This is a genomic window from Mycobacterium sp. UM_CSW (assembly GCF_000455205.1).
Lineage (GTDB): Bacteria > Actinomycetota > Actinomycetes > Mycobacteriales > Mycobacteriaceae > Mycobacterium.
The window spans coordinates 74442-94091 of sequence record NZ_AUWQ01000013.1 but is presented as its reverse complement, the minus strand read 5'-3'; the positions used below and the strand labels follow the sequence as shown (position 1 = coordinate 94091).

Here is a 19650-nt window from a genome sequence, read left to right as displayed (position 1 = left end):
TCTCCTCGAGAGCAGATACGGTCAGGACACCGTTCAGCACAACCGTAGTCGCGCGGCGGGTGTTCCCGCCCCGTCGCTCCGGTTACCAGGCGTTCACCAACACGTTTAAGTTGGACGCGTGGCCCTTCCAAACCTCACCCGTGACCAGGCCGTCGAGCGCGCGGCCCTGATCACCGTTGACAGCTACCGGATCAGCCTCGACGTCACCGACGGCTCGGGCGGCCCGGGCGACCGGACCTTCCGGTCCACTACCACCGTGGCGTTCGAGGCGCTCGCCGGCGCCGACACCGTCATCGACATCGCCGCCGACGCCATCCGCAGCGCCACCCTCAACGGCCGCGAACTCGACGTGTCCGGATACGACGAATCGACCGGCATCCCGCTGCGCGGGCTGGATAAGCAAAACGTCCTCGTCGTCGACGCCGACTGCCGCTACTCCAATACCGGCGAGGGGCTGCATCGCTTCGTCGACCCGGTGGACGACGAGGTCTATCTGTATTCGCAATTCGAAACGGCCGACGCCAAGCGCATGTTCGCGTGCTTCGACCAACCCGACCTCAAGGCGACGTTCGACCTGCGGGTGACCGCGCCCAAACACTGGAAGGTGATCTCCAACGGCGCGACGGTATCGGTGGAGGACGGCATACACACCTTCGCCACCACCCCGCGGATGAGCACCTACCTGGTGGCGCTGATCGCCGGCCCGTACGCCGAGTGGAGGGACTCCTACACCGACGAACACGGCGAGATCCCGCTGGGCATCTACTGCCGGGCCTCGCTGGCCGAATTCATGGACGCCGAGCGGTTATTCACCCAGACGAAACAGGGATTCGGCTTCTACCACAAGAACTTTGGCCTGCCCTACGCGTTCGGCAAGTACGACCAGCTGTTCGTGCCCGAGTTCAACGCCGGCGCCATGGAAAACGCGGGGGCGGTGACTTTCCTCGAGGACTACGTCTTCCGCAGCAAGGTCACGCGGGCCTCCTACGAGCGGCGCGCCGAGACGGTGCTGCACGAGATGGCGCACATGTGGTTCGGCGACCTGGTCACCATGACGTGGTGGGACGACCTGTGGCTCAACGAGTCGTTCGCGACCTTCGCGTCGGTGTTGTGCCAAAGCGAGGCAACCGAATTCACCGAGGCGTGGACCACGTTCGCCACCGTCGAGAAGTCGTGGGCGTACCGCCAGGACCAGCTGCCGTCGACGCACCCGATCGCGGCCGAGATCCCCGACCTGGCCGCCGTCGAGGTGAACTTCGACGGGATCACCTACGCCAAGGGCGCGTCGGTCCTCAAGCAGCTGGTCGCCTACGTCGGGCTGGAGCACTTCCTGGCCGGGCTGCGCGACTACTTCCGCACGCACGCCTACGGCAACGCCACGTTCAGCGACCTGATCGCCGCGCTGGAAAAGGCGTCCGGTCGCGACCTGTCCGACTGGGGTCAGCAGTGGCTGAAAACCACCGGCCTGAACACGCTGCGGCCTGACTTCGACGTCGACGGCCCGGGCGCTGAGGGCAAGTTCACCCGGTTCGTGGTGCGCCAAAGCGGCGCCGCGCCCGGGGCGGGCGAGACGCGGGTGCACCGGCTGGCGATCGGCATCTACGACGAAGATGGCGCCGGCAAGCTGGTGCGGGTGCACCGCGAGGAACTCGACGTCGAGGGCCCGGACACCGAAGTGCCTGCGCTGGTTGGGGTTTCGCGCGGCAAGCTGATCCTGGTCAATGACGACGACCTGACCTACTGTTCGCTGCGGTTGGACGGCCAGTCGCTGCAGACCGCGCTGGAGCGGATCGCCGATATCGCCGAGCCGCTGCCGCGCTCGCTGGTGTGGTCGGCCGCGTGGGAGATGACCCGCGAGGCCGAGCTGCGCGCCCGCGATTTCGTGGCGCTGGTCTCCGGCGGCGTGCAGGCCGAAACCGAGGTCGGGGTGGCGCAACGGCTGCTGATGCAGGCCCAGACGGCGCTGGCGTCCTACGCCGAGCCGGGCTGGGCGCGCGAGCACGGCTGGCCGCAGTTCGCCGACCGGCTGCTGGAGCTGGCCCGCGCCGCGGCGCCCGGATCGGATCACCAGCTCGCGTTCGTCAACACGCTGTGCACGTCCGTCCTGTCGACACGGCACGTGGTGACGCTGGCCGACCTGCTGGATCACGACCCGGCCGAGCGGGGTCTGGCCGGACTGGAGATCGACACCGACCTGCGCTGGCGCATCGTGACCGCGCTGGCCGCGGCCGGCGATATCGACGCCGACGGGTCCGCGACCCCGTTCATCGACGCCGAGGTGCGGCGTGACCCGACCGCCGCCGGCAAGCGCCACGGCGCCCAAGCGGCGGCGGCACGGCCCCAACTCGAGGTCAAGGAGCGGGCATGGACGACGGTGATGGAGGACGACACACTAGCCAACATCACGGCCCGATCGATCATCGCTGGCATCGCCCCGCCGGGACAGCACGAGCTGCTCAAGCCGTTCACCGCGCGCTACTTCGACGCGATTGCCGGGGTCTGGGCGCGGCGGTCCAGCGAGGTCGCCCAAACCGTGGTGATCGGCCTCTACCCGCACTGGGACATCAGCGAGGCCGGCATCGCGGCCGCCGACGAGTTCCTGAGCGACCCGGAGATTCCGCCGGCGCTGCGGCGCCTGGTGCTGGAAGGTCAGGCCGGGGTCAAGCGGTCGCTGCGCGCCCGCACGTTCGACGCATCCTGATCCTGCTTTCAGGCGAGCGCGCGCGTTGGTACGCCGACACGCCGCATTCGGCGTACATTTACGCGCCCTCGCGTGGTGGGCGGGAGGCTAGGCCGGTGCGATCCCGGCGCTGAGCACGCGGATCGCGCTGACCAGCCCGTCCACCAGGTGGCCTTGCTCGAACGCCGACGAGGCGGCGGCCACCCCGAGCGGTGCGGCCGACTCGGCGCCACGACCGCGTACCGCCGAGCCGTAGACCACCTCGATGACGGACTGGTCGGGCGACACGGCGAGCAGCACCGCGTTGTCGGGCGTCGGCACCTTGGCCAAAATCTCGCGGGCCCGCGCGGCGGTGTCGCTGCCCAGGTCCCCGAGGTAGATGGCGAACCGCGCCCGAGACGCCCGCGAGCCGTACTTCAGCGCGTCGTCGATGGCGACCAGGTCCTTGGTCGGAAACGGGTAATGAACGGACAGCTCACCCGGCTCGGTAACACCGGAAATCCGCCCGCTGGTGGTGATCACCGAACCCTTGGGCAGCTCGCTGCGCTCGATCGTCGCAACCTCACCATGTGCCACTGGCGCCACCTCCCACCGAGAACTCCGACGTGCCGTGTCCGTGATGCGCGCCGCCAACGTCTTCGTCGGTGGCGGCCCACAGGATCGGCGGGTGCGTCCACTTCTCCGACATCTTGTAGGTCGCGGGGTGGGGCCCCTTGTGCCGCCAGATCAGCAGGGACAGCACCACAACCAGCGCCAGCGGGATTCCGATGAAGTAAAGGTGAATCTCTCCAGGGCTCACGACGCAAACCGTATCCCACCGAGTGATGTACCCGCACACTTGGACACGGGATTGGTCAGGCTGCACCCTCGCCGAGGTACCGGGCCCAGGACGGGTCCAGCTCCTTGACCGTCGACAGCAGCCGCCAGTGCTGCCCGGTGGGCGGCAGCGGCGCGCGGCGCAGCGCCCAGCCCAATTCGGCGAGCAGCTTGTCGCCCTTGCGGTGATTGCAGGTCGAACAGCACGCCACGCAGTTCTCCCAGGAGTGGTCACCGCCGCGGCTGCGCGGCACCACGTGGTCGACGGTGTCGGCCTTGGCCCCGCAGTAGGCGCAGCAGAAACGGTCGCGGTGCATCAGGGCGGCGCGGGTCATCGGCACGCGCGCCCGGTAGGGAACCCGCACGTAGGACCGCAGCTGGATCACGGAGGGCACCACGATCGACCTGGTCGCCGAGTGGATGACCGGCCCGGCCGGGTCGTCGTGCACCACGTCCGCCTTGCCGCAGATCACCATGACGATGGCCCGCCGCATCGGAAGCGCGGTCAGCGGCTCGTAGGTGGAATTGAGCAGGAGCACCCGCCGCCGGCTCCAGATCGACGCGGTTTCGTGGCGGGTAGGCGGGTGGGTATCGACGCTATGCAGGGGTGACGCGGTTGGGGGCCCGGTTAACCCTGCCGCGGCACCGGAACTGCGGTGGCTGCGGCGTCTCTTGCCATGCGCCATAGATCCTCCGCCGATAGTCCACCATGATTCGCCGCCGAACGCACCCTTATTGCTGGTGCGCGCCGTGACAAACCGGTGAACAGAAGGCGCGACGCGGGGCCGTACCGCCTTGCCAACCCGGCGATGCACCACAATGGAGGGGATGGATCAGGTGAGCTTCTACGACGCCGTCGGCGGTGCCGAAACCTTCAATGCGATTGTGTCGCGGTTTTACGCGCAGGTCCCCGAGGACGAGATTCTTTCTCAGCTGTACCCTGCGGACGACCTGGCGGGCGCCGAGGAGCGGCTGCGGATGTTCCTCGAGCAGTACTGGGGCGGCCCGCGCACCTACTCCGACCGGCGCGGGCATCCGCGGCTGCGGATGCGACACGCGCCGTTCCGGATCACCCCCATCGAGCGCGACGCCTGGCTGCGCTGCATGCACACCGCCGTCGCCTCCATCGACTCGCAGACTTTGGACGACGCACACCGCCGCGAGTTGCTTGAATACCTGGATATGGCCGCGCACTCCCTGGTCAATTCATCGTTCTGATCCCAGTAACCGAACGGAGCAGCATGAGCCCCGAGCCGTGGTGGTTGAGCGCGGTCTTCTACCAGGTCTATCCGCGGTCGTTCGCGGACAGCGACGGCGACGGCGTCGGCGACCTGGACGGGTTGACCGCCCGCCTGGACTACCTCACGCAGCTCGGCATCGACGCGATCTGGCTCAACCCGGTCACCGTTTCGCCGATGGCCGACCACGGCTATGACGTCGCCGACCCGCGGGACGTCGACCCGCTGTTCGGCGGGATGGCCGCGATCGAGCGGCTGATCGCGGCGGCGCACGAGCGGGGCATCAAGATCACCATGGACGTGGTGCCCAACCACACCAGTTCGGCGCACCCGTGGTTTCAGGCGGCGCTGGCCGCCGGTCCGGGCACCGACGCGCGCGAGCGCTACTACTTTCGCGACGGCCTCGGTCCCGACGGCGAATTGCCGCCGAACAACTGGACATCGGTGTTCGGCGGGTCGGCCTGGACCCGGGTGATCGAACCCGACGGCAACCCCGGCCAGTACTACCTGCACCTCTTCGACGCCGAGCAGCCCGACCTGAACTGGGAGCACCCCGAAGTCTTCGACGACTTCGAGAAGACGCTGCGCTTCTGGCTGGAGCGCGGCGTGGACGGCTTCCGCATCGACGTGGCCCACGGGATGGCCAAGCCGCCGGGCCTGCCCGATGCCAAGGACGACGTCAAGGTGTTGAGCCACAGCGACGACGACCCGCGCTTCAACCACCCGAGCGTGCACGAGATTCACCGCGGAATCCGCAAGATCGTCGACGACTACTCGCCGGCGGTGACGATTGGCGAGGTGTGGGTGATGGACAACCTGCTCTGGGCCGAGTACCTGCGGCCCGACGAACTGCATCTCGGCTTCAATTTCCGGCTGACGAAGATCGACTTCGACGCGCGCGAAATCCACGACGCGATCCAGAATTCGTTGGAAGCCACCGCGATTGAGAACGCCACCCCGACCTGGACGCTTTCCAACCACGACGTGGGCCGGGAGGTCACCCGCTACGGCGGCGGCGAGGTCGGGCTGCGCCGGGCGCGGGCGATGGCGATGGTGATGCTGGCCCTGCCCGGCGCGGTATTCATCTATAACGGTGAGGAATTGGGCCTGCCCGATGTCCTCGACCTGCCCGAGGAGGTGCTCCAGGACCCGACGTGGGAACGCTCGGGGCACACCGAACGCGGCCGCGACAAGTGCCGGGTCCCGCTGCCCTGGTCGGGCGACGCTCCCCCGTTCGGCTTCTCCAGCACCGCCGACACCTGGCTGCCGATGCCGGCCGACTGGGCGGCGCTGACCGTCGAAAAGCAGCTCGACGATCCAGACTCGACGCTGTCCTTCTACCGGCGGGCCATCCAACTACGCAGGGAGCGAAGCGAATTCGACGGCGACGAGCTCGAATGGCTGGCCGCCGACGACGACCTGCTGATCTTCGAGCGGCACGGCGGCGCGCTGGTGTGCGCGCTGAACGCCGGTCGGCTGCCGATGGCTTTGCCGCCGGGCGAGGTGATCCTGGCCAGCGCGCCGCTGGTCGACGGCAAGCTGCCGCCGGACGCGGCGGCCTGGCTGGTCTGAGCCCCTCGAGCCGGTCAGTGCAGCACCAGCGCCGCATGCGTGCGGCGCCGGTACACCGAGCCGAACTTGGCGTCGACCCGCAGCCAGCTCGGCAGGATCCGGACCCGGACCATCTCGTCGGCGCCGATCGCATCGGGTGATTGGGGCAGGAAACCCATTGCGGTCAAGGCGAACACGCAGCGCATCGGAAGGCCGACGCTGAGGTCGGCGGAGCTGACCCGGATGACCTCCTGGTCGAGCAGCGACACCGGGGGGCCATGAGAGCTGCCGTGCTCCTTGGCGAGTTGCGCGCCGCGCTGCGCGAGGTCCAGCATCACCCGGGCGGGTACGTCGTCGAGGTGGGTGAAGCCGGATTCGGGGGGCAGGGCTCCCCGCCACGCGGAGTCCATCGCGTAGCCGGGATCGACGTAGCCCTCCGCGTCCATCGCCGAAAGGCCGCGCGCCAGCCCGTCCGCCGCGACCGACAAATCGTCGGGCCGCACCCGGCCGACCACCACCCGGCTCGCGAGCACGTCGAAACCGGTTGCCACCCAAGCGGTCAGCAGTCCGGCGGATCGGGCCCGCAGCCGGATGACCGCGGCGTCGTCGAGGCGCATCGCGTGATCGACGAATGTGGCGAGATCCCCGCGGTGGGTGGCGTCACGCAACCACACACCTCGCTCGGCTACCCCGCTTACTCCCTGAGCCACCGTTGCAGATACTCCCGATGCTGGGGCGAAAGCCGAAACAGCCGTTGCTCCTCGATGTGCACGGCGGCCAGTTGCGTCTCGGCGATGACGGCGGGCTTGGACGCCGGATCGGCGTTGACCGAGCGCACCTCGTAGCCAAGCGTGAAGTCGACCGTCCGGTGCTGTTTGGTCCAGATCGTCACCTGCAGAGGCGAATCGGCCAATCGCAGCTGGCTCTTGTAGGTGACGCGCACGTCGGCGATCAGCAACCCGACGGTCGTGACGTCGGCGGCGAAGGGTTCCTTGAGAAACTGCACCCGCGCCTCTTCGAGGATGGTGACCATGGTGGCATGGTTGACGTGCTGGTACATGTCGATATCCGACCAGCGCACGGGCACCGGCGCAACGAAGCCAACGCTCAACTCGACGATCCCCTGCCGCTGGTGCGGGTCATCCGGCGGATCTGCCGCGCGGCCACCGAGAGCGTCGCGAGATCCTTTGCCCCGCTTTCCTGGATCTCGCTCAGCGTGCGACGGGCCCGCTCCACCCGCGACGCGCTTATGTGTTCCCACTCGCCGATCTTCTCTTCACCGCTCTCGTCGGGCTCGCCGACGGCCAGCACGTCGAAGCACAGCGACCGCAACGACGCGTAGATGTCGTCGCGAATCGCCAAGCGCGCCAACGATTGCCAGCGATCGTGGCGGGGTAACTCCGAAACCGCCGTCAGCAGGCCGTCGGTGCCCAGGTGGTCCATCAGGGCGAAATAGGTGTCGGCGACTTCGGCGCTGTCCATTTCGGTGATGTCCGCGACGTCGATGATGTCGAGCAGGCTGTAGCGGTACAGGCCGGCGGCCACCATATAGGACAAGTCCTCCGGTGCGCCCTGCGAGGCGAATTCGGCGGCTTCCTTTTCGACGATGGCCTTGTCGTCGCCGCGCAGCCACTCCGACATCCGTGGCGTCAGCTCCTTGACCTTCGCGGCGAACCGGTTGATCTCGGCGCCGACGGCCAACGGCTGCGGCCGGTAGTTCAGCAGCCAGCGTCCGGCGCGGTCGATCAGCCGTCGGGTGTCCAGCGTGAGCCGGTCCGACAGCGCGACGGGCACGCTCGCCGCGCGGATCTGCCGCCAGATCTCGCTCACGCCGAAGATGGCGTCGGTGGCGACGTAGGTGCGCACCGCGTCGATCGGCCCGACGCCGACGTCCTCGGTGATCCGGAACGCGTAGCTGATGCCCGCGGCGTCCACCAGGTCGTTGATCAGCATGGTGGTGACGATCTCCCGGCGCAGCTGGTGGCCGCGGATCTCCGGGGTGAACCGCTCGCGCAGCTGCGTCGGAAAGTATTGCGGCAGCCGGGATGCGAAGACGTCCTGCTCGGGCAGTTCGGTGGTGAGCATCTCCTCCTTGAGCGCCAGCTTGACGTGGGCCATCAGCGTGCACAGCTCGGGAGAGGTGAGCCCGATGCCGACGTCGATGCGCCGGTGGATCTCCTTCTCCGACGGCAGCGCCTCCAGCTCGCGGTTGATGCCGCGGTCTTCGAGGTACTTGATCTGCATCGCGTGCACGGGCAGCAGGCTGGCCGCGTTGGCGCGGCTGGTGCCGATCAGGTCGTTCTGGTCCTCGTTGTCGAGCAGCACCAGCCGCCCGACCTCGTCGGTCATCGACTCCAGCAGCTCCTTGCGCTCCTCGGCCTTGACCTTGCCCGCGGTGACCAGCGAGTCGATCAGGATCTTGATGTTGACCTCGTGGTCGGAACAGTCCACGCCGGCGGAGTTGTCCATCGCGTCAGTGTTGATCCGCCCGCCCGACAGATCGAATTCGACGCGGCCGAGCGCGGTGACCCCCAGGTTCCCGCCTTCACCAATGACCTTGGCGCGCACCTGGTTTGCGTTCACACGCACCGGATCGTTGGCGCGGTCGCCGACGTCGGCGTCCGACTCGGATTCGGCCTTGATGTAGGTGCCGATGCCGCCGTTGAACAACAGGTCGACGGGCGCCTGCAGGATCGCCTTGATCAGGTTGGGCGGGGACATCTCGGTGATGTCGTCGCTGTCCATGCCCAGCGCCTCGCGGACCTGCGGGCTGATGGGGATGGCCTTCTGGTCGCGGTTGTATACCCCGCCGCCCTCACTGATCAGCGACTTGTCGTAGTCGTCCCAGCTGGACCGCGGCAGGTCGAACATCCGCCGCCGTTCCTGCCACGACGCCGCCGGGTCGGGGTCCGGGTCCAAGAAGACGTGCCGGTGATCGAAGGCGGCGAGCAGCTTGATGTGCTTGCTCAGCAGCATGCCGTTGCCGAACACGTCGCCGCTCATGTCGCCGACACCGACGACGGTGAAGTCCTCGGTCTGGGTGTCGACGCCCATCTCACGGAAATGGCGTTTGACGGCCTCCCACGCGCCCTTGGCGGTGATGCCCATGGCCTTGTGGTCGTAGCCCACCGACCCGCCGGACGCGAACGCGTCACCCAGCCAGAACCCGTAGGACTTGGCGACGTCGTTGGCGATGTCGGAGAACGTCGCGGTGCCCTTGTCGGCGGCCACCACCAGGTAGGCGTCGTCCCCGTCCCGGCGGATCACCTCGGGCGGCGGGCTGACCTTCTTCGTGGCGTGGTCGACGTTGTCGGTGACGTCGAGCAGGCCGGAGATGAACAGCTGATAGCAGGCGACGCCCTCGGCGCGGGTGGCATCGCGGTCGGCGGCGGCCTCACCCGACGGCAGTGGTGGCCGCTTGACGACGAATCCGCCCTTGGCCCCGACCGGCACGATGACGGCGTTCTTCACCGCCTGCGCCTTGACCAAACCCAGGATCTCGGTGCGGAAGTCGTCGCGACGGTCGGACCAGCGCAGGCCCCCGCGCGCCACCGGGCCGAACCGCAGGTGCACCCCCTCCACGCGTGGCGAGTACACGAAGATCTCGAACTTTGGCCGCGGCAGCGGGAGTTCGTCGATCAGCTGCGCATCCAGCTTCAGCGCCAACACATTACGGGCGCGGGCGGATCCCTCGCGGGTCACGAAGTAGTTGGTTCGCAGCGTGGCCTGCACCAGCGACGCGAACGCGCGCAGGATGCGGTCGGTGTCCAGGCCCACCACGGCGTCGATGTCCGCGGCGACCGCGGCGGCGGCCGCTTGTGCGTCGCGACCAGTCGGCGACCCCTTAGCGGCGGACGCCCTCGGATCGAAGAGCGCCTCGAACAGGGTGACCAGGGACCGCACGGTCGACGGGTGCTCGCTCAGCACCGATTCGATGTGGGACTGGCTATACGGAAAGCCGGCCTGCCGAAGGTATTTCGCGTAGGCGCGCAGCAGCACGACCTGCTGCCAGGTCAGCCGCGCGCGCATCACCAGCTCGTTGAACCGGTCGATCTCGACGCGGCCCTGCCAGATGGCGGTGACGGCGTCGGCGAATCGCTCCGCGGTGGACTCCCGTTCGGCCGCCGTCGTCGCCAGCGGGATCGTCGGGTGCGGCTGGATCTTGAACTGGTAGATCCACACCGCCAGCCCGTCCTCGCGCGTGACCGTGAACGGGCGCTCCTCGAGCACCACGACGCCCATGCTCTGCAACATCGGCAACAGCTGGCTCAACGAGGCGGTATGACCGCCGACGAACCAGGTCAGCTGGGCGGCCGCGTCCTCCCCGCGGTCGGATAACACCAGCTTGACCGAATCATCGGACAGCTCTTTGATGATCGCGATGTGCTCGATGGCGTCGTCGGGCGTGACGGCCTGCTTGTAGACCTCGGAGAAGGCGGCGGCGTAGTGCTCGGCGTCGGCGTGCGAGACGGGCCCGTCGGAGACCTCGGCCGCGGCGGCGATCAGGCGGTCGGCCCAGGTTCGCGCGGCTTCGCTGAGCAGCCCCTGGATCCGGAGGCGGTTGGCTTCCGACACGTCGACGGTCGGTGTGTTCTCGGGCAGGCGGACCATGAAATGCATGAGCGCCCAAGGTGATTCGCTGACGCGCGCGGTGAATTCCAGTCGTGTGCCGCCGAATTCGTGGACCAGGATGTCCTCGATCTGCAGGCGCACCGGGGTGGTGTAGCGATCGCGGGGCACGTAGACCAGGCAGGAGACGAAGTACTGCAGGCGGTCGGCGCGCAGGAACAGCAAGGCGCGCCGCTGCGATCCCAGGTCCACCACCGCTTTGGCCATCGTCAGGAGCCGTTCGGCGCTGAGCGTGAACAGCTCCGAGCGCGGGACGGTCTGGATGACGTCGAGCAGCAACTGGCCGGGGTGGATGGGGTCGCCGTCGGCCATCGCGAGCGCCTCGCGGACCCGGCTCGAGACCGTCGGGATGTCCAGGACGTCGGCGTTCATGGCGGCGACTGTGAAGAGTCCGACGAAGCGGTGCTCGAAGACCGCTCTGCCGCCCTGGCCGTCGTCCGCGTATTCGCGAACCGCGATCGCATACGGGTAGGCGCCGTAGCGCAGGTAGCTGCCGACGACGGATTGGGCCAGGACGAGCAAGTGGTTCTCGTCGGTCAGTCGCGGGCGCGAACCGGTGCGGGTGCGCAGGACCCCGAGGCCGGTCGCGCCGTCGGCGGAGACCACGTTGTCGTGCACCCGCGCGCGTTGATAGCCCAGCAGCAGGAAGTTTCCGTTGCCCAGCCAGCGCAGCAGCTGGGCGACGTCCTCGCGGTCCGGCGCCGAGAATCGGTCGTCGGCGTTGGTGTGGACGGCCTCGGCCAGCTCGCTCAGGGCACTGATCATCGAGGCGGCGTCGGTGGCGACTTGCTCGACGTCGGCCAGCACCTTGGGCAGCAGCCGTTCCACCTCGGCGAGGACCTTGCTGTCGACGGACGGCGACAGCGGGACGTAGATCCACGCCTCGCCGTCGTATTGCGACTTGCCGGGCGGTTTCGGTTCGACGCTGAGCAGCTCGCCGGCCGAGTCGCGGTGCACGTCGAACACCGGAGTCATGATGCCGGCGTAGGCGACTCCCAGCCGGTGCAGCAGCACCGTGACGGAGTCCAACAGCATGCTGCCGTGGTCAGTGACGACCTGCAGGGCGGGCCCGAATCCGTCGGGGTCGTCGGCCGGGTGCACACAGACACAGCTCTTGCCCTGCGATCGGCACTCGGCCAGGCGATAGTGCGCGCGCAGCATGGCGGGGGTCACCATGGCCGCGGGGTCGACGGGACCGGGTACGCCGGCGTCCAGGGCTCCCGGTTCGTCGCCGCGGGGACCGCGGTAGCTCTCGATGTAGGCGTTCGCGATCCAGTCGGGGATGTCGTCACTCGTGGTGAACGTGGTCCACGGCTTGAGATCCTGCCTAGCACCGGGATCGATCGTCATGCCGATTGCTCCCAACTCGCGACGGATGCCACTCTGCGCCCGATCGCCCCACTTCTCAGCGGGGCAGCCCTGACACTAGTCGCGCGTAAGCTTGCGGTGGGTCACTCGGTGCGGCCTGGCGGCGTCGACTCCGAGGCGTTCCACCTTGTTCTCCTCGTACGCGCCGAAGTTGCCCTCGAACCAGAACCACTTGGCCTCGTTGTCCTCGTCGCCTTCCCACGCCAGGATGTGCGTGCACGTACGGTCGAGGAACCAGCGGTCGTGGCTGATCACCACCGCGCAGCCGGGGAACTTCTCCAGCGCGTTCTCCAGCGAGCTCAGCGTCTCGACGTCGAGGTCGTTGGTCGGCTCGTCCAGCAGGATGAGGTTGCCGCCCTCCTTCAACGTGAGCGCCAGGTTCAGCCGGTTGCGCTCACCGCCGGACAGCACGCCCGCCGGCTTCTGCTGGTCCGGCCCCTTGAAACCGAACGCCGACACGTAGGCCCGGGACGGGATCTCGTTCTGGCCGACCTCGATGTAGTCCAGCCCGTCGGAGACCACTTCCCACACCGTCTTCTTGGGATCGATGCCGGCGCGGGTCTGGTCCACGTAGCTGAGCTTGACCGTCTCGCCGACCTTGACCGTGCCGCTGTCCGGCTGCTCGAGGCCGACGATGGTCTTGAACAGCGTGGTCTTGCCGACCCCGTTGGGGCCGATGACGCCGACGATGCCGTTGCGCGGCAGCGTGAACGACAGGTCCTTGATGAGGGTGCGCCCGTCGTAGCCTTTGTCGAGGTGGTCGACCTCGACGACCACGTTGCCCAGCCGCGGCCCTACCGGGATCTGGATCTCCTCGAAGTCGAGCTTGCGCGTCTTCTCAGCCTCGGCGGCCATCTCTTCGTAGCGCTGCAGGCGTGCCTTGCTCTTGGCCTGGCGCGCCTTGGCGCCGGAGCGGACCCAGGCCAGCTCCTCGGTCAGCCGCTTCTGCAGCTTGGCGTCCTTGCGGCCCTGCACGGCGATCCGCTCGGCCTTCTTCTCCAGATAGGTCGAGTAGTTGCCCTCGTAGGGGTAGGCGCGGCCGCGGTCGAGCTCGAGGATCCACTCGGCGACGTTGTCCAGGAAGTAGCGGTCGTGGGTCACCGCCAGGATCGCCCCCGCGTACGCGGCCAGGTGCTGTTCGAGCCACTGCACGCTCTCGGCGTCCAGGTGGTTGGTCGGCTCGTCGAGCAGCAGCAGGTCCGGTTTGGACAGCAGCAGCTTGCACAGCGCGACGCGGCGCCGCTCCCCGCCGGACAGGTTCGTGACCGGCTCGTCGGGCGGCGGGCAGCGCAGCGCGTCCATCGCCTGCTCCAGCTGGGAGTCGAGGTCCCACGCGTCGGCGTGGTCCAGCTCCTCCTGCAGCCGCCCCATCTCCTCCATCAGCTCGTCGGAGTAGTCGGTGGCCATCAGTTCGGCCACCTCGTTGAAGCGGTCGAGCTTGACCTTGATGTCGCCCAGGCCCTCTTCGACGTTGCCGCGGACCGTTTTCTCCTCGTTCAGCGGTGGCTCCTGCTGCAGGATGCCGACGGTGGCGCCGGTGGCCAGGAACGCCTCGCCGTTGTTGGGTTTGTCCAGGCCGGCCATGATCCGCAAGACGCTCGACTTGCCGGCGCCGTTGGGGCCGACGACACCGATCTTGGCGCCCGGGAAGAAGCTCAATGTGACGTCGTCCAGGATCACCTTGTCGCCGTGCGCCTTGCGGACCTTCTTCATCGTGTAGATGAACTCAGCCATGCCGCGGTTTTGCCTTTCTGGTCTTTGAGAGAGATCTCGCGCACCATCCTAGGCATCGCGCGGCGGCGCCGATCCCGCAGCTAAGCCGTCAGCGGCAGCGCTGCCGAATCGTCGGACTCGACGCCGTCATCGGCATCGGTGTCCTCACCAGCGGCGTCGGCCGCTGCCGCCGTGGACGGCGGGGTGTCCGCGGTGGTCGGCCCGGTGTAGCCCGGCCGCTCGATGCGCACGATCGCGCGCGACACGTCCGGCCCGACGGAGGTCGCCCGCATCTCGAGCGATGAACGACGATTGCCGTCGCGGTCCTCGTACTCGCTGGTGTACACGTGGCCCACCACAATTACCGGCGCGCCCTTGCCCAACGCGGCACCGACGCCGGTGACCAACTTGCCCCAGCAATTGACGTTGATGAACAGCGAGTTGCCGGGCTCCCAGCCGCCGTCGGCCGTGCGCCGCCGGGAGTTGCTGGCGACGCGGAACTTGATGACCTCCTGGGTGCCGACCTGTCGGCGTTCGGGGTTGTTGACGATGTGGCCGACGACCGTAAGCGGTGTTTCAAACATGGGCTCAATTCCCTTTCTCGATTGCATTTCTCTTGGCGGGCGACAGAGTCACCGCACCTTCCGGATGCCATTTACCCCGGCACCAACGACCGGCTCCGTGCAGGGAAAGGCGAATGACGGGCTGACTCGGCTAACGCTGTGGAGAAAACCGTGTCTGTGGATCAGTCCACCGGTTGCCGCGAATCGCATGTGCGAGACAAGTTATGGAAGATCGCGCACTCGGCTCACGCGCGAAGGCTGGCGTCACCTCAACGTCTGCCGGTCGGGCGCGGCAATACAAATCAGCATTACCCTGTAAGCGACGCGGCTTCAAAGTCCAGCGAATGGCACTGCGCAGTGGCACGCTAATTACTTGTGACAGGTGCTGAGGCCACCGCTGTCGCTGAAGCAGTGGCAAAGCGGAGCGCTGCGCGGCTCTGGCGATGGATGCGACCCGACACCTCTCGCACGGCACTAATCGGCAAAACCGATGATCTCGCCGACGCCGTTGAACGCCGGGAACTGGTCCTCCTTGATCAATTACGCGGCGGGAAGGATATGGTGATCGGCGATCTGGAATTCCGCGCCGAGCTTCGATCGAAGTTTGCTGCAGCCGATGCCACCGGCGTGCTCAAAGAAATCGGCCGGTATTTCCGGCGGCAAGAAACGCACCGCATGGTCGTACTCGGGAAAGCGGGTGCCGGAAAGACCGTTCTGGCCGTTCGCCTTGTGCTCGACCAACTGCAGCATCGCACCATGCTTGGAGACGCGTTACGTGCCCGCGAGCCAGTGGCCGTTCGCGTCAATGCGGCCGGCTGGGACGGCAGTGCTGACTTCACCGCGTGGCTGGCTAACCAGCTGGCCATCGACTATGGGCTGAATCCGCGGGTGGCCCGCGCGATGGTCGACACCGATCGCATACTCCCTGTCCTTGACGGGCTTGATGAAATGGACCCACTCGACGCCCAACCGGTGCTGGCTCGCGCAACCCTAGACCGCCTCAATAGACCGCCCTGGCGCAACAGGGCCGTCGTGATCACGTGCCGCAGCAGGGTCTACGACGCGATCCGCGAACTTTGTGGAGACGCCGGTCTGCAATTTGCGACGACAGTCACCCTGCAGCCTCTTTCCGCAGAGGACATCTACATCTATCTCGACCAGTATCGCGAGGAACATCGCCAAGCCGAAGTAAAGTGGGCGCCGGTCACTGACCAGCTTGAGCGCGCACCCGACGGGATCCTGGCGACGGCTTTGGGTACACCTTGGCTGCTGAGCTTGGCCGCCATGGCCCTAAAGCGCGGCGGGCACGAGGCTGCCACCAAACTTGCGGCGTGTCGCGATACCGCCCAAGTCCGCGACCTACTTTTCGCGGCGTTAATCCCGGCAGCCGTTGACGCCACCCCCGACACGAAGCACACGCACAACTACACCGAGGAAAACGTCGCAGCGTGGTTAAGCACATTGGCCGACCATCTCGAAAAGCGGCGCACCGAGCACGCCGGCGGAAGCCAGGTTGCGCTCGACCAAATCTGGCAGATTGCGGGAACACGCAAATGCCGCGCGCTCCACGCAGTCCTGGGCGCGTTGGTATGGCTAGCCGCTGGCCTCGCTGTATCACTTTCGGTCGGGGCGCTTACACGCGACAACATCCGAGACGACCTCATAGGCGGCCTTGCATTTGGTATCCCGGCCGGTATCGTGACGGGCCTGTGGTACGGCCTCGCCGCCGTTCGAGCCGACATTGGGCTGCAACGTTCCAGACCTGCCAGGCGGTTTGCTTGGCGCGGTAGCGGAGTTCCTAAACGTTTTGCGTGGCGCGTTCCCGGCCGCTCGAGATGGCGGAGAGGCATAAAGCGCGGGATTGCCATTGGGTTGCTGACGAGTCTCTGCTCACTGTTGCTGCTGATGGCGCTACCTCGTGCGAACGTTGGGGTGTTGGCGCCGCTGCTGGTTGGGCTGGCGTTTGCGCTGGCGGTTGTGTTCGGGCTGTTACGCGGGCTTGAAACGACCGCCGAAGAGCGTCTTGCACTGGGACAAGACGCAAGCCGGGCCATCCACGACGACCATGTGTCAGCGCTGATGGGCGGGCTCATCTGGTTCACGACTTCCGCAACATTCTTACTGGTCTACGCAGTCCACCTGAAACTTAGCCACTCCTACAGGTACAAGTACGTCCCCCACGTTCACGAGCAGCCCCCGCGCACTCCTGATCAAATCCACAGATTTATGTCGGATACGTCGGTTTGGGGCGTGCGAACCAATCAGGACGGAACGATTTCTTACGTTCAATTTCAGCGCATATCCGTTAGCGTGACCGCCGTGCTGAAGGACTGGCACTCCTGGCTTCCAACGGCGTTGATAGCCCTCGTCATGGGGCTCCTACTCGCCCTCGTGTTCGCGTCGTTGTCGGCGGTAGCGAGCGGGCGTTACGCGATTGCCTCGCTACTGTTCGGCTTCACTGGGCGCTTTCCACGTCGGCCTGCTGTGTTTCTGGAGTGGGCACGTAACGCAGGACTTCTGCGTGTGACCGGTATCGCCTACCAGTTCCGGCACGACACCTACCAGCAATGGCTCACAGAAGGCGGCGGTAATCGGGATGCCAGCATGAGACCCAGTCCGCCTGCAGATGCACATTCGTGTTGACTGAGCACGAAACTGGTGACGGGACTCACTGAGATGAGATACAGCATCGGGCCGTAATTATTGAAGGCATGGTCGCTCCGGCAAGCGGAAGGAAGCAACGCCCTGTCTAGCTCGCGGCCGGGAAACGCACCCCGCTACACGAGCGGCTGACATTCGATGCTTCCCGGTCGCCGCAGGAAGGCATCGGCAAGCCGGAACCATTGAAATACGGGCTCGTCGGCGCTTGGTCTCGACGGATTACCCAGGAGCACCGACTGGTCTACCGGGTTGTCGGCGATGACCTGCAGATCCTGCAGACCCGGTATCGCTACAGCTAGCCGGGCGAATGCCACGCGATCTCGTCAGGGCCCGCGAGCGTAACCTCACTGCGAAAATTCGCCCGGGTTTTCGCAGTGTCGTTACGCTCGCGGACTCCCGCTACGCCCGGGAGTTTCCCCCCGCGCCAACTCTGCCAGCATCGCGTTGTAGGCGGCCAGGTCGGCGTCGTCGTCCATGTCGGCCGCGCGATCCAGGCGCCGGGCGGTGCGCTTGTCGCTGCGCGCCCACTGCACCAGCAGCGCGATCATCACGATCACCAGCGGCACTTCGCCTGCGGCCCAGGCGATTCCGCCGCCCAAATGCTGGTCACCGATCAGGTCAGTGTGCCAGGGCAGCCCGAGCGATCGGTAGTAGTCGGCGCCGAGCACCTTTCGGGTGCCCATCAGCACCACCCCGAAGAACGCGTGCAGCGGCAGCGAGGCGAACACCACGCCGACCTTGGCCAGCGGCGGGATGGGACGCGGCGTCGGGTCCACCCCGATGACGACCCAATAGAACAGGTAGCCGCTGAGCAGGAAGTGCACGTTCATCGCCAGGTGCCCCGCGTGACTGCTCACCGTGGTGTCGAAAAGGTTCGACAGATATAGCCCGTAAAACCCGGCGACGAACAGGACCGTCGCGACCACGGGGTTGGTGAGGAACCGCGACACGTGGCTGTGCAGCGCGGCCAGCAGCCACTCGCGCAGGCCGGGCGGGCCGTCGCGCCCGGCGGCGGGCAGCGCCCGCAACGCCAGGGTGACCGGGGCGCCCAGCACCAGCAGGATCGGGACCAGCATCGACAGGCCCATGTGCGCGACCATGTGCATGCTGAACATCGCCGGCATGTAGCGACCGACGCCCGACGAGGTCACGAACAGCAACGTCAGGCAGCCCAGCAGCCAGGACACCGTCCGCCCCGGCGGCCAGTGATCGCCCCGGCGGCGCAACCTCAGCACGGCCGCCACGTACAGCGCGGCGAACACGATCGCGGCGGTGCCGAAGATCAGGTCGAAGCGCCAGTCGAGCAGGATGCGCACCGCGGTGGGAGGTCCGTCGAAGTCGTAGCCGATCTCGGCTTCCGGGATAGTGGGCAGCCGGGCCGGGGGCGGTGGCGGCGCGGTTCGGCCCAGCCCGACGGCGATGCCGAACGTCAGGCCGAAGACCGCGGCCTCGATCAGGGCGAGCCTGATCAGGAGCCGGCGCGCTCGCGGCGAACTCGGATCGCCTTGCAGCGCAACCACTCCCGAGCGTCGCTGGCGCCAGCCGAGTGTGCCCAGCGCGCAGAGCGCGACGAATTTGGCGACGACCAGCCGCCCGTACCCGGTCGTCAACAGATCGGACGGCAGCACCCGCACCAGGGCGTTGACCACTCCGCTGAGCGCCATCGCCACCCAGCACCACAGCGCGACCGTCGAGAACCGCCGCGCCGCCAGGCCCAGGTGATCACCGCCGCGCAGCCCGTGGGCGAGCAGCGCGAGCAGGCCGCCGGCCCACACACTGGCGGCGACAAGGTGGATCAGCAGGCTGTTGGTGGCAAAGTCGTGCGAACCGCCGGCCGACGAATGACCGGTCAGCCCCAGCGGAACCAGCGTGACCAACGATCCGGCCAGCAGCAGCGGCGTCCACGACCAGCGCAGCACCGACAGGCTCGCCAGCGTGACGACCGCGGCCAGGATCGCGGTCCAGCGCCAGGCCGAGGCGGTGTTGACCAAACCGGCCAGCGACCAGACGGTGCCCGGGTCGAGGTCGCCCAAGCGGTGACCGGACACGTCGGAGATGGTCAGCGGGACGAGCAGGGCGGCGCACACGGCCCAAACCCCCGACGCGACCGTCCCGAGGCGAAGCGCGCGATAGCCACCAACATCGAGGACGCCGCTGCCCTGCGGTGGCACCAGAAACGCCGCGAACAGGAACGACCCGACGGCCAGCACCGCGGCGATCTCACCCACCGCGCGGACGAATGGCAGCCCAAGCGTGGTGGCCGGGCCGGGGTCGGGCAACCCCGTGGCGGTCAGCGCGCCGGCCAGCGACAGCGCCCCGATGCCCGCGGCCGTGCAGCCCGCGAGCACCGCGACGCCGATCAGCACCGGCCACACCCGTGCTGCGCGGGTGGCCACCGGCCGGTCAACGGTCATGCACCCAGCGTATTGGG

The 19650-nt window shown here is 67.4% G+C and carries 13 protein-coding genes and 1 pseudogene; 5 read left to right on the top strand and 9 right to left on the bottom strand.

What is annotated here, in order from left to right; translation table 11 throughout:
* Window positions 1-118: 118 nt before the first annotated feature.
* The gene (gene pepN, locus N415_RS06150; protein ID WP_068178343.1) at window positions 119-2701 is read left to right on the top strand and encodes an aminopeptidase N; all 2583 of its coding nucleotides are present in this window, start codon (window positions 119-121) and stop codon (window positions 2699-2701) included.
* Window positions 2702-2788: 87 nt separating this feature from the next.
* Here pepN and N415_RS06145 read toward each other — a convergent pair whose 3' ends face one another.
* From N415_RS06145 to N415_RS06135, 3 genes are read right to left on the bottom strand one after another with little or no spacing between them, the layout of a single operon-like run.
* The gene (locus N415_RS06145) at window positions 2789-3256 is read right to left on the bottom strand and encodes a DUF5130 domain-containing protein (RefSeq protein WP_068178340.1); all 468 of its coding nucleotides are present in this window, start codon (window positions 3254-3256) and stop codon (window positions 2789-2791) included.
* Window positions 3243-3479 (bottom strand): hypothetical protein, encoded by a 237-nt coding sequence (locus N415_RS06140; RefSeq protein ID WP_068104022.1) that lies wholly within the window; start codon window positions 3477-3479, stop codon window positions 3243-3245. The genes N415_RS06145 and N415_RS06140 overlap by 14 nt, the downstream gene beginning before the upstream one ends.
* Window positions 3480-3534: 55 nt before the next feature.
* The gene (locus N415_RS06135) at window positions 3535-4182 is read right to left on the bottom strand and encodes an HNH endonuclease (protein ID WP_068104020.1); all 648 of its coding nucleotides are present in this window, start codon (window positions 4180-4182) and stop codon (window positions 3535-3537) included.
* 142 nt (window positions 4183-4324) lie between these two features.
* Here N415_RS06135 and N415_RS06130 point away from each other — a divergent pair, with 142 nt between their 5' ends.
* Entirely contained in the window at window positions 4325-4714 is a 390-nt protein-coding gene (locus tag N415_RS06130) for a globin (protein WP_068178378.1), read from the top strand.
* Between the two features lie 23 nt (window positions 4715-4737).
* Window positions 4738-6306 (top strand): glycoside hydrolase family 13 protein, encoded by a 1569-nt coding sequence (locus N415_RS06125; RefSeq protein WP_068178337.1) that lies wholly within the window; start codon window positions 4738-4740, stop codon window positions 6304-6306.
* Window positions 6307-6320: 14 nt separating this feature from the next.
* Here the strand turns inward: N415_RS06125 and N415_RS06120 are convergent, their stop codons facing one another.
* The 5 genes from N415_RS06120 to N415_RS06100 form a co-directional block, all read right to left on the bottom strand.
* On the bottom strand, window positions 6321-6995 hold the full coding sequence (locus N415_RS06120; protein ID WP_068178334.1) for a hypothetical protein: 675 nt from the start codon (window positions 6993-6995) through the stop codon (window positions 6321-6323).
* Entirely contained in the window at window positions 6980-7396 is a 417-nt protein-coding gene (locus N415_RS06115) for a thioesterase family protein (RefSeq protein ID WP_068178331.1), read from the bottom strand. Before N415_RS06115 ends, N415_RS06120 begins: the two co-directional genes overlap by 16 nt.
* Window positions 7393-12264, bottom strand: coding sequence for an NAD-glutamate dehydrogenase (locus N415_RS06110; protein ID WP_068178328.1), 4872 nt, complete (start codon window positions 12262-12264; stop codon window positions 7393-7395). Before N415_RS06110 ends, N415_RS06115 begins: the two co-directional genes overlap by 4 nt.
* Before the next feature lie 75 nt (window positions 12265-12339).
* On the bottom strand, window positions 12340-14016 hold the full coding sequence (ettA, locus tag N415_RS06105) for an energy-dependent translational throttle protein EttA (RefSeq protein WP_068178326.1): 1677 nt from the start codon (window positions 14014-14016) through the stop codon (window positions 12340-12342).
* 80 nt (window positions 14017-14096) lie between these two features.
* Window positions 14097-14579, bottom strand: coding sequence for a single-stranded DNA-binding protein (locus N415_RS06100; protein ID WP_068178323.1), 483 nt, complete (start codon window positions 14577-14579; stop codon window positions 14097-14099).
* Window positions 14580-14933: 354 nt separating this feature from the next.
* Between N415_RS06100 and N415_RS06090 the strand changes: the two genes are divergently transcribed.
* Together N415_RS06090 and N415_RS30480 are read left to right on the top strand one after the other, a co-directional pair.
* Window positions 14934-17201, top strand: coding sequence for an NACHT domain-containing protein (locus tag N415_RS06090; RefSeq protein ID WP_152531261.1), 2268 nt, complete (start codon window positions 14934-14936; stop codon window positions 17199-17201).
* Between the two features lie 179 nt (window positions 17202-17380).
* Window positions 17381-17518 (top strand): annotated as a pseudogene (locus N415_RS30480) (Txe/YoeB family addiction module toxin); the annotation flags it as partial.
* Window positions 17519-17599: 81 nt separating this feature from the next.
* Here N415_RS30480 and N415_RS06085 read toward each other — a convergent pair.
* Window positions 17600-19633 (bottom strand): cytochrome c oxidase assembly protein, encoded by a 2034-nt coding sequence (locus N415_RS06085; protein WP_068178313.1) that lies wholly within the window; start codon window positions 19631-19633, stop codon window positions 17600-17602.
* Window positions 19634-19650 lie beyond the last annotated feature (17 nt).

Bases quoted from the DNA above. Each gene is read 5' to 3' on its own strand.
- N415_RS06135 (WP_068104020.1), bottom strand. From the start codon at position 4,182: ATGGCGCATGGCAAGAGACGCCGCAGCCACCGCAGTTCCGGTGCCGCG.
- N415_RS06130 (WP_068178378.1), top strand. From the start codon at position 4,325: ATGGATCAGGTGAGCTTCTACGACGCCGTCGGCGGTGCCGAAACCTTC.
- N415_RS06125 (WP_068178337.1), top strand. From the start codon at position 4,738: ATGAGCCCCGAGCCGTGGTGGTTGAGCGCGGTCTTCTACCAGGTCTAT.
- N415_RS06110 (WP_068178328.1), bottom strand. From the start codon at position 12,264: ATGACGATCGATCCCGGTGCTAGGCAGGATCTCAAGCCGTGGACCACG.
- ettA (WP_068178326.1), bottom strand. From the start codon at position 14,016: ATGGCTGAGTTCATCTACACGATGAAGAAGGTCCGCAAGGCGCACGGC.
- N415_RS06100 (WP_068178323.1), bottom strand. From the start codon at position 14,579: ATGTTTGAAACACCGCTTACGGTCGTCGGCCACATCGTCAACAACCCC.
- N415_RS06085 (WP_068178313.1), bottom strand. From the start codon at position 19,633: ATGACCGTTGACCGGCCGGTGGCCACCCGCGCAGCACGGGTGTGGCCG.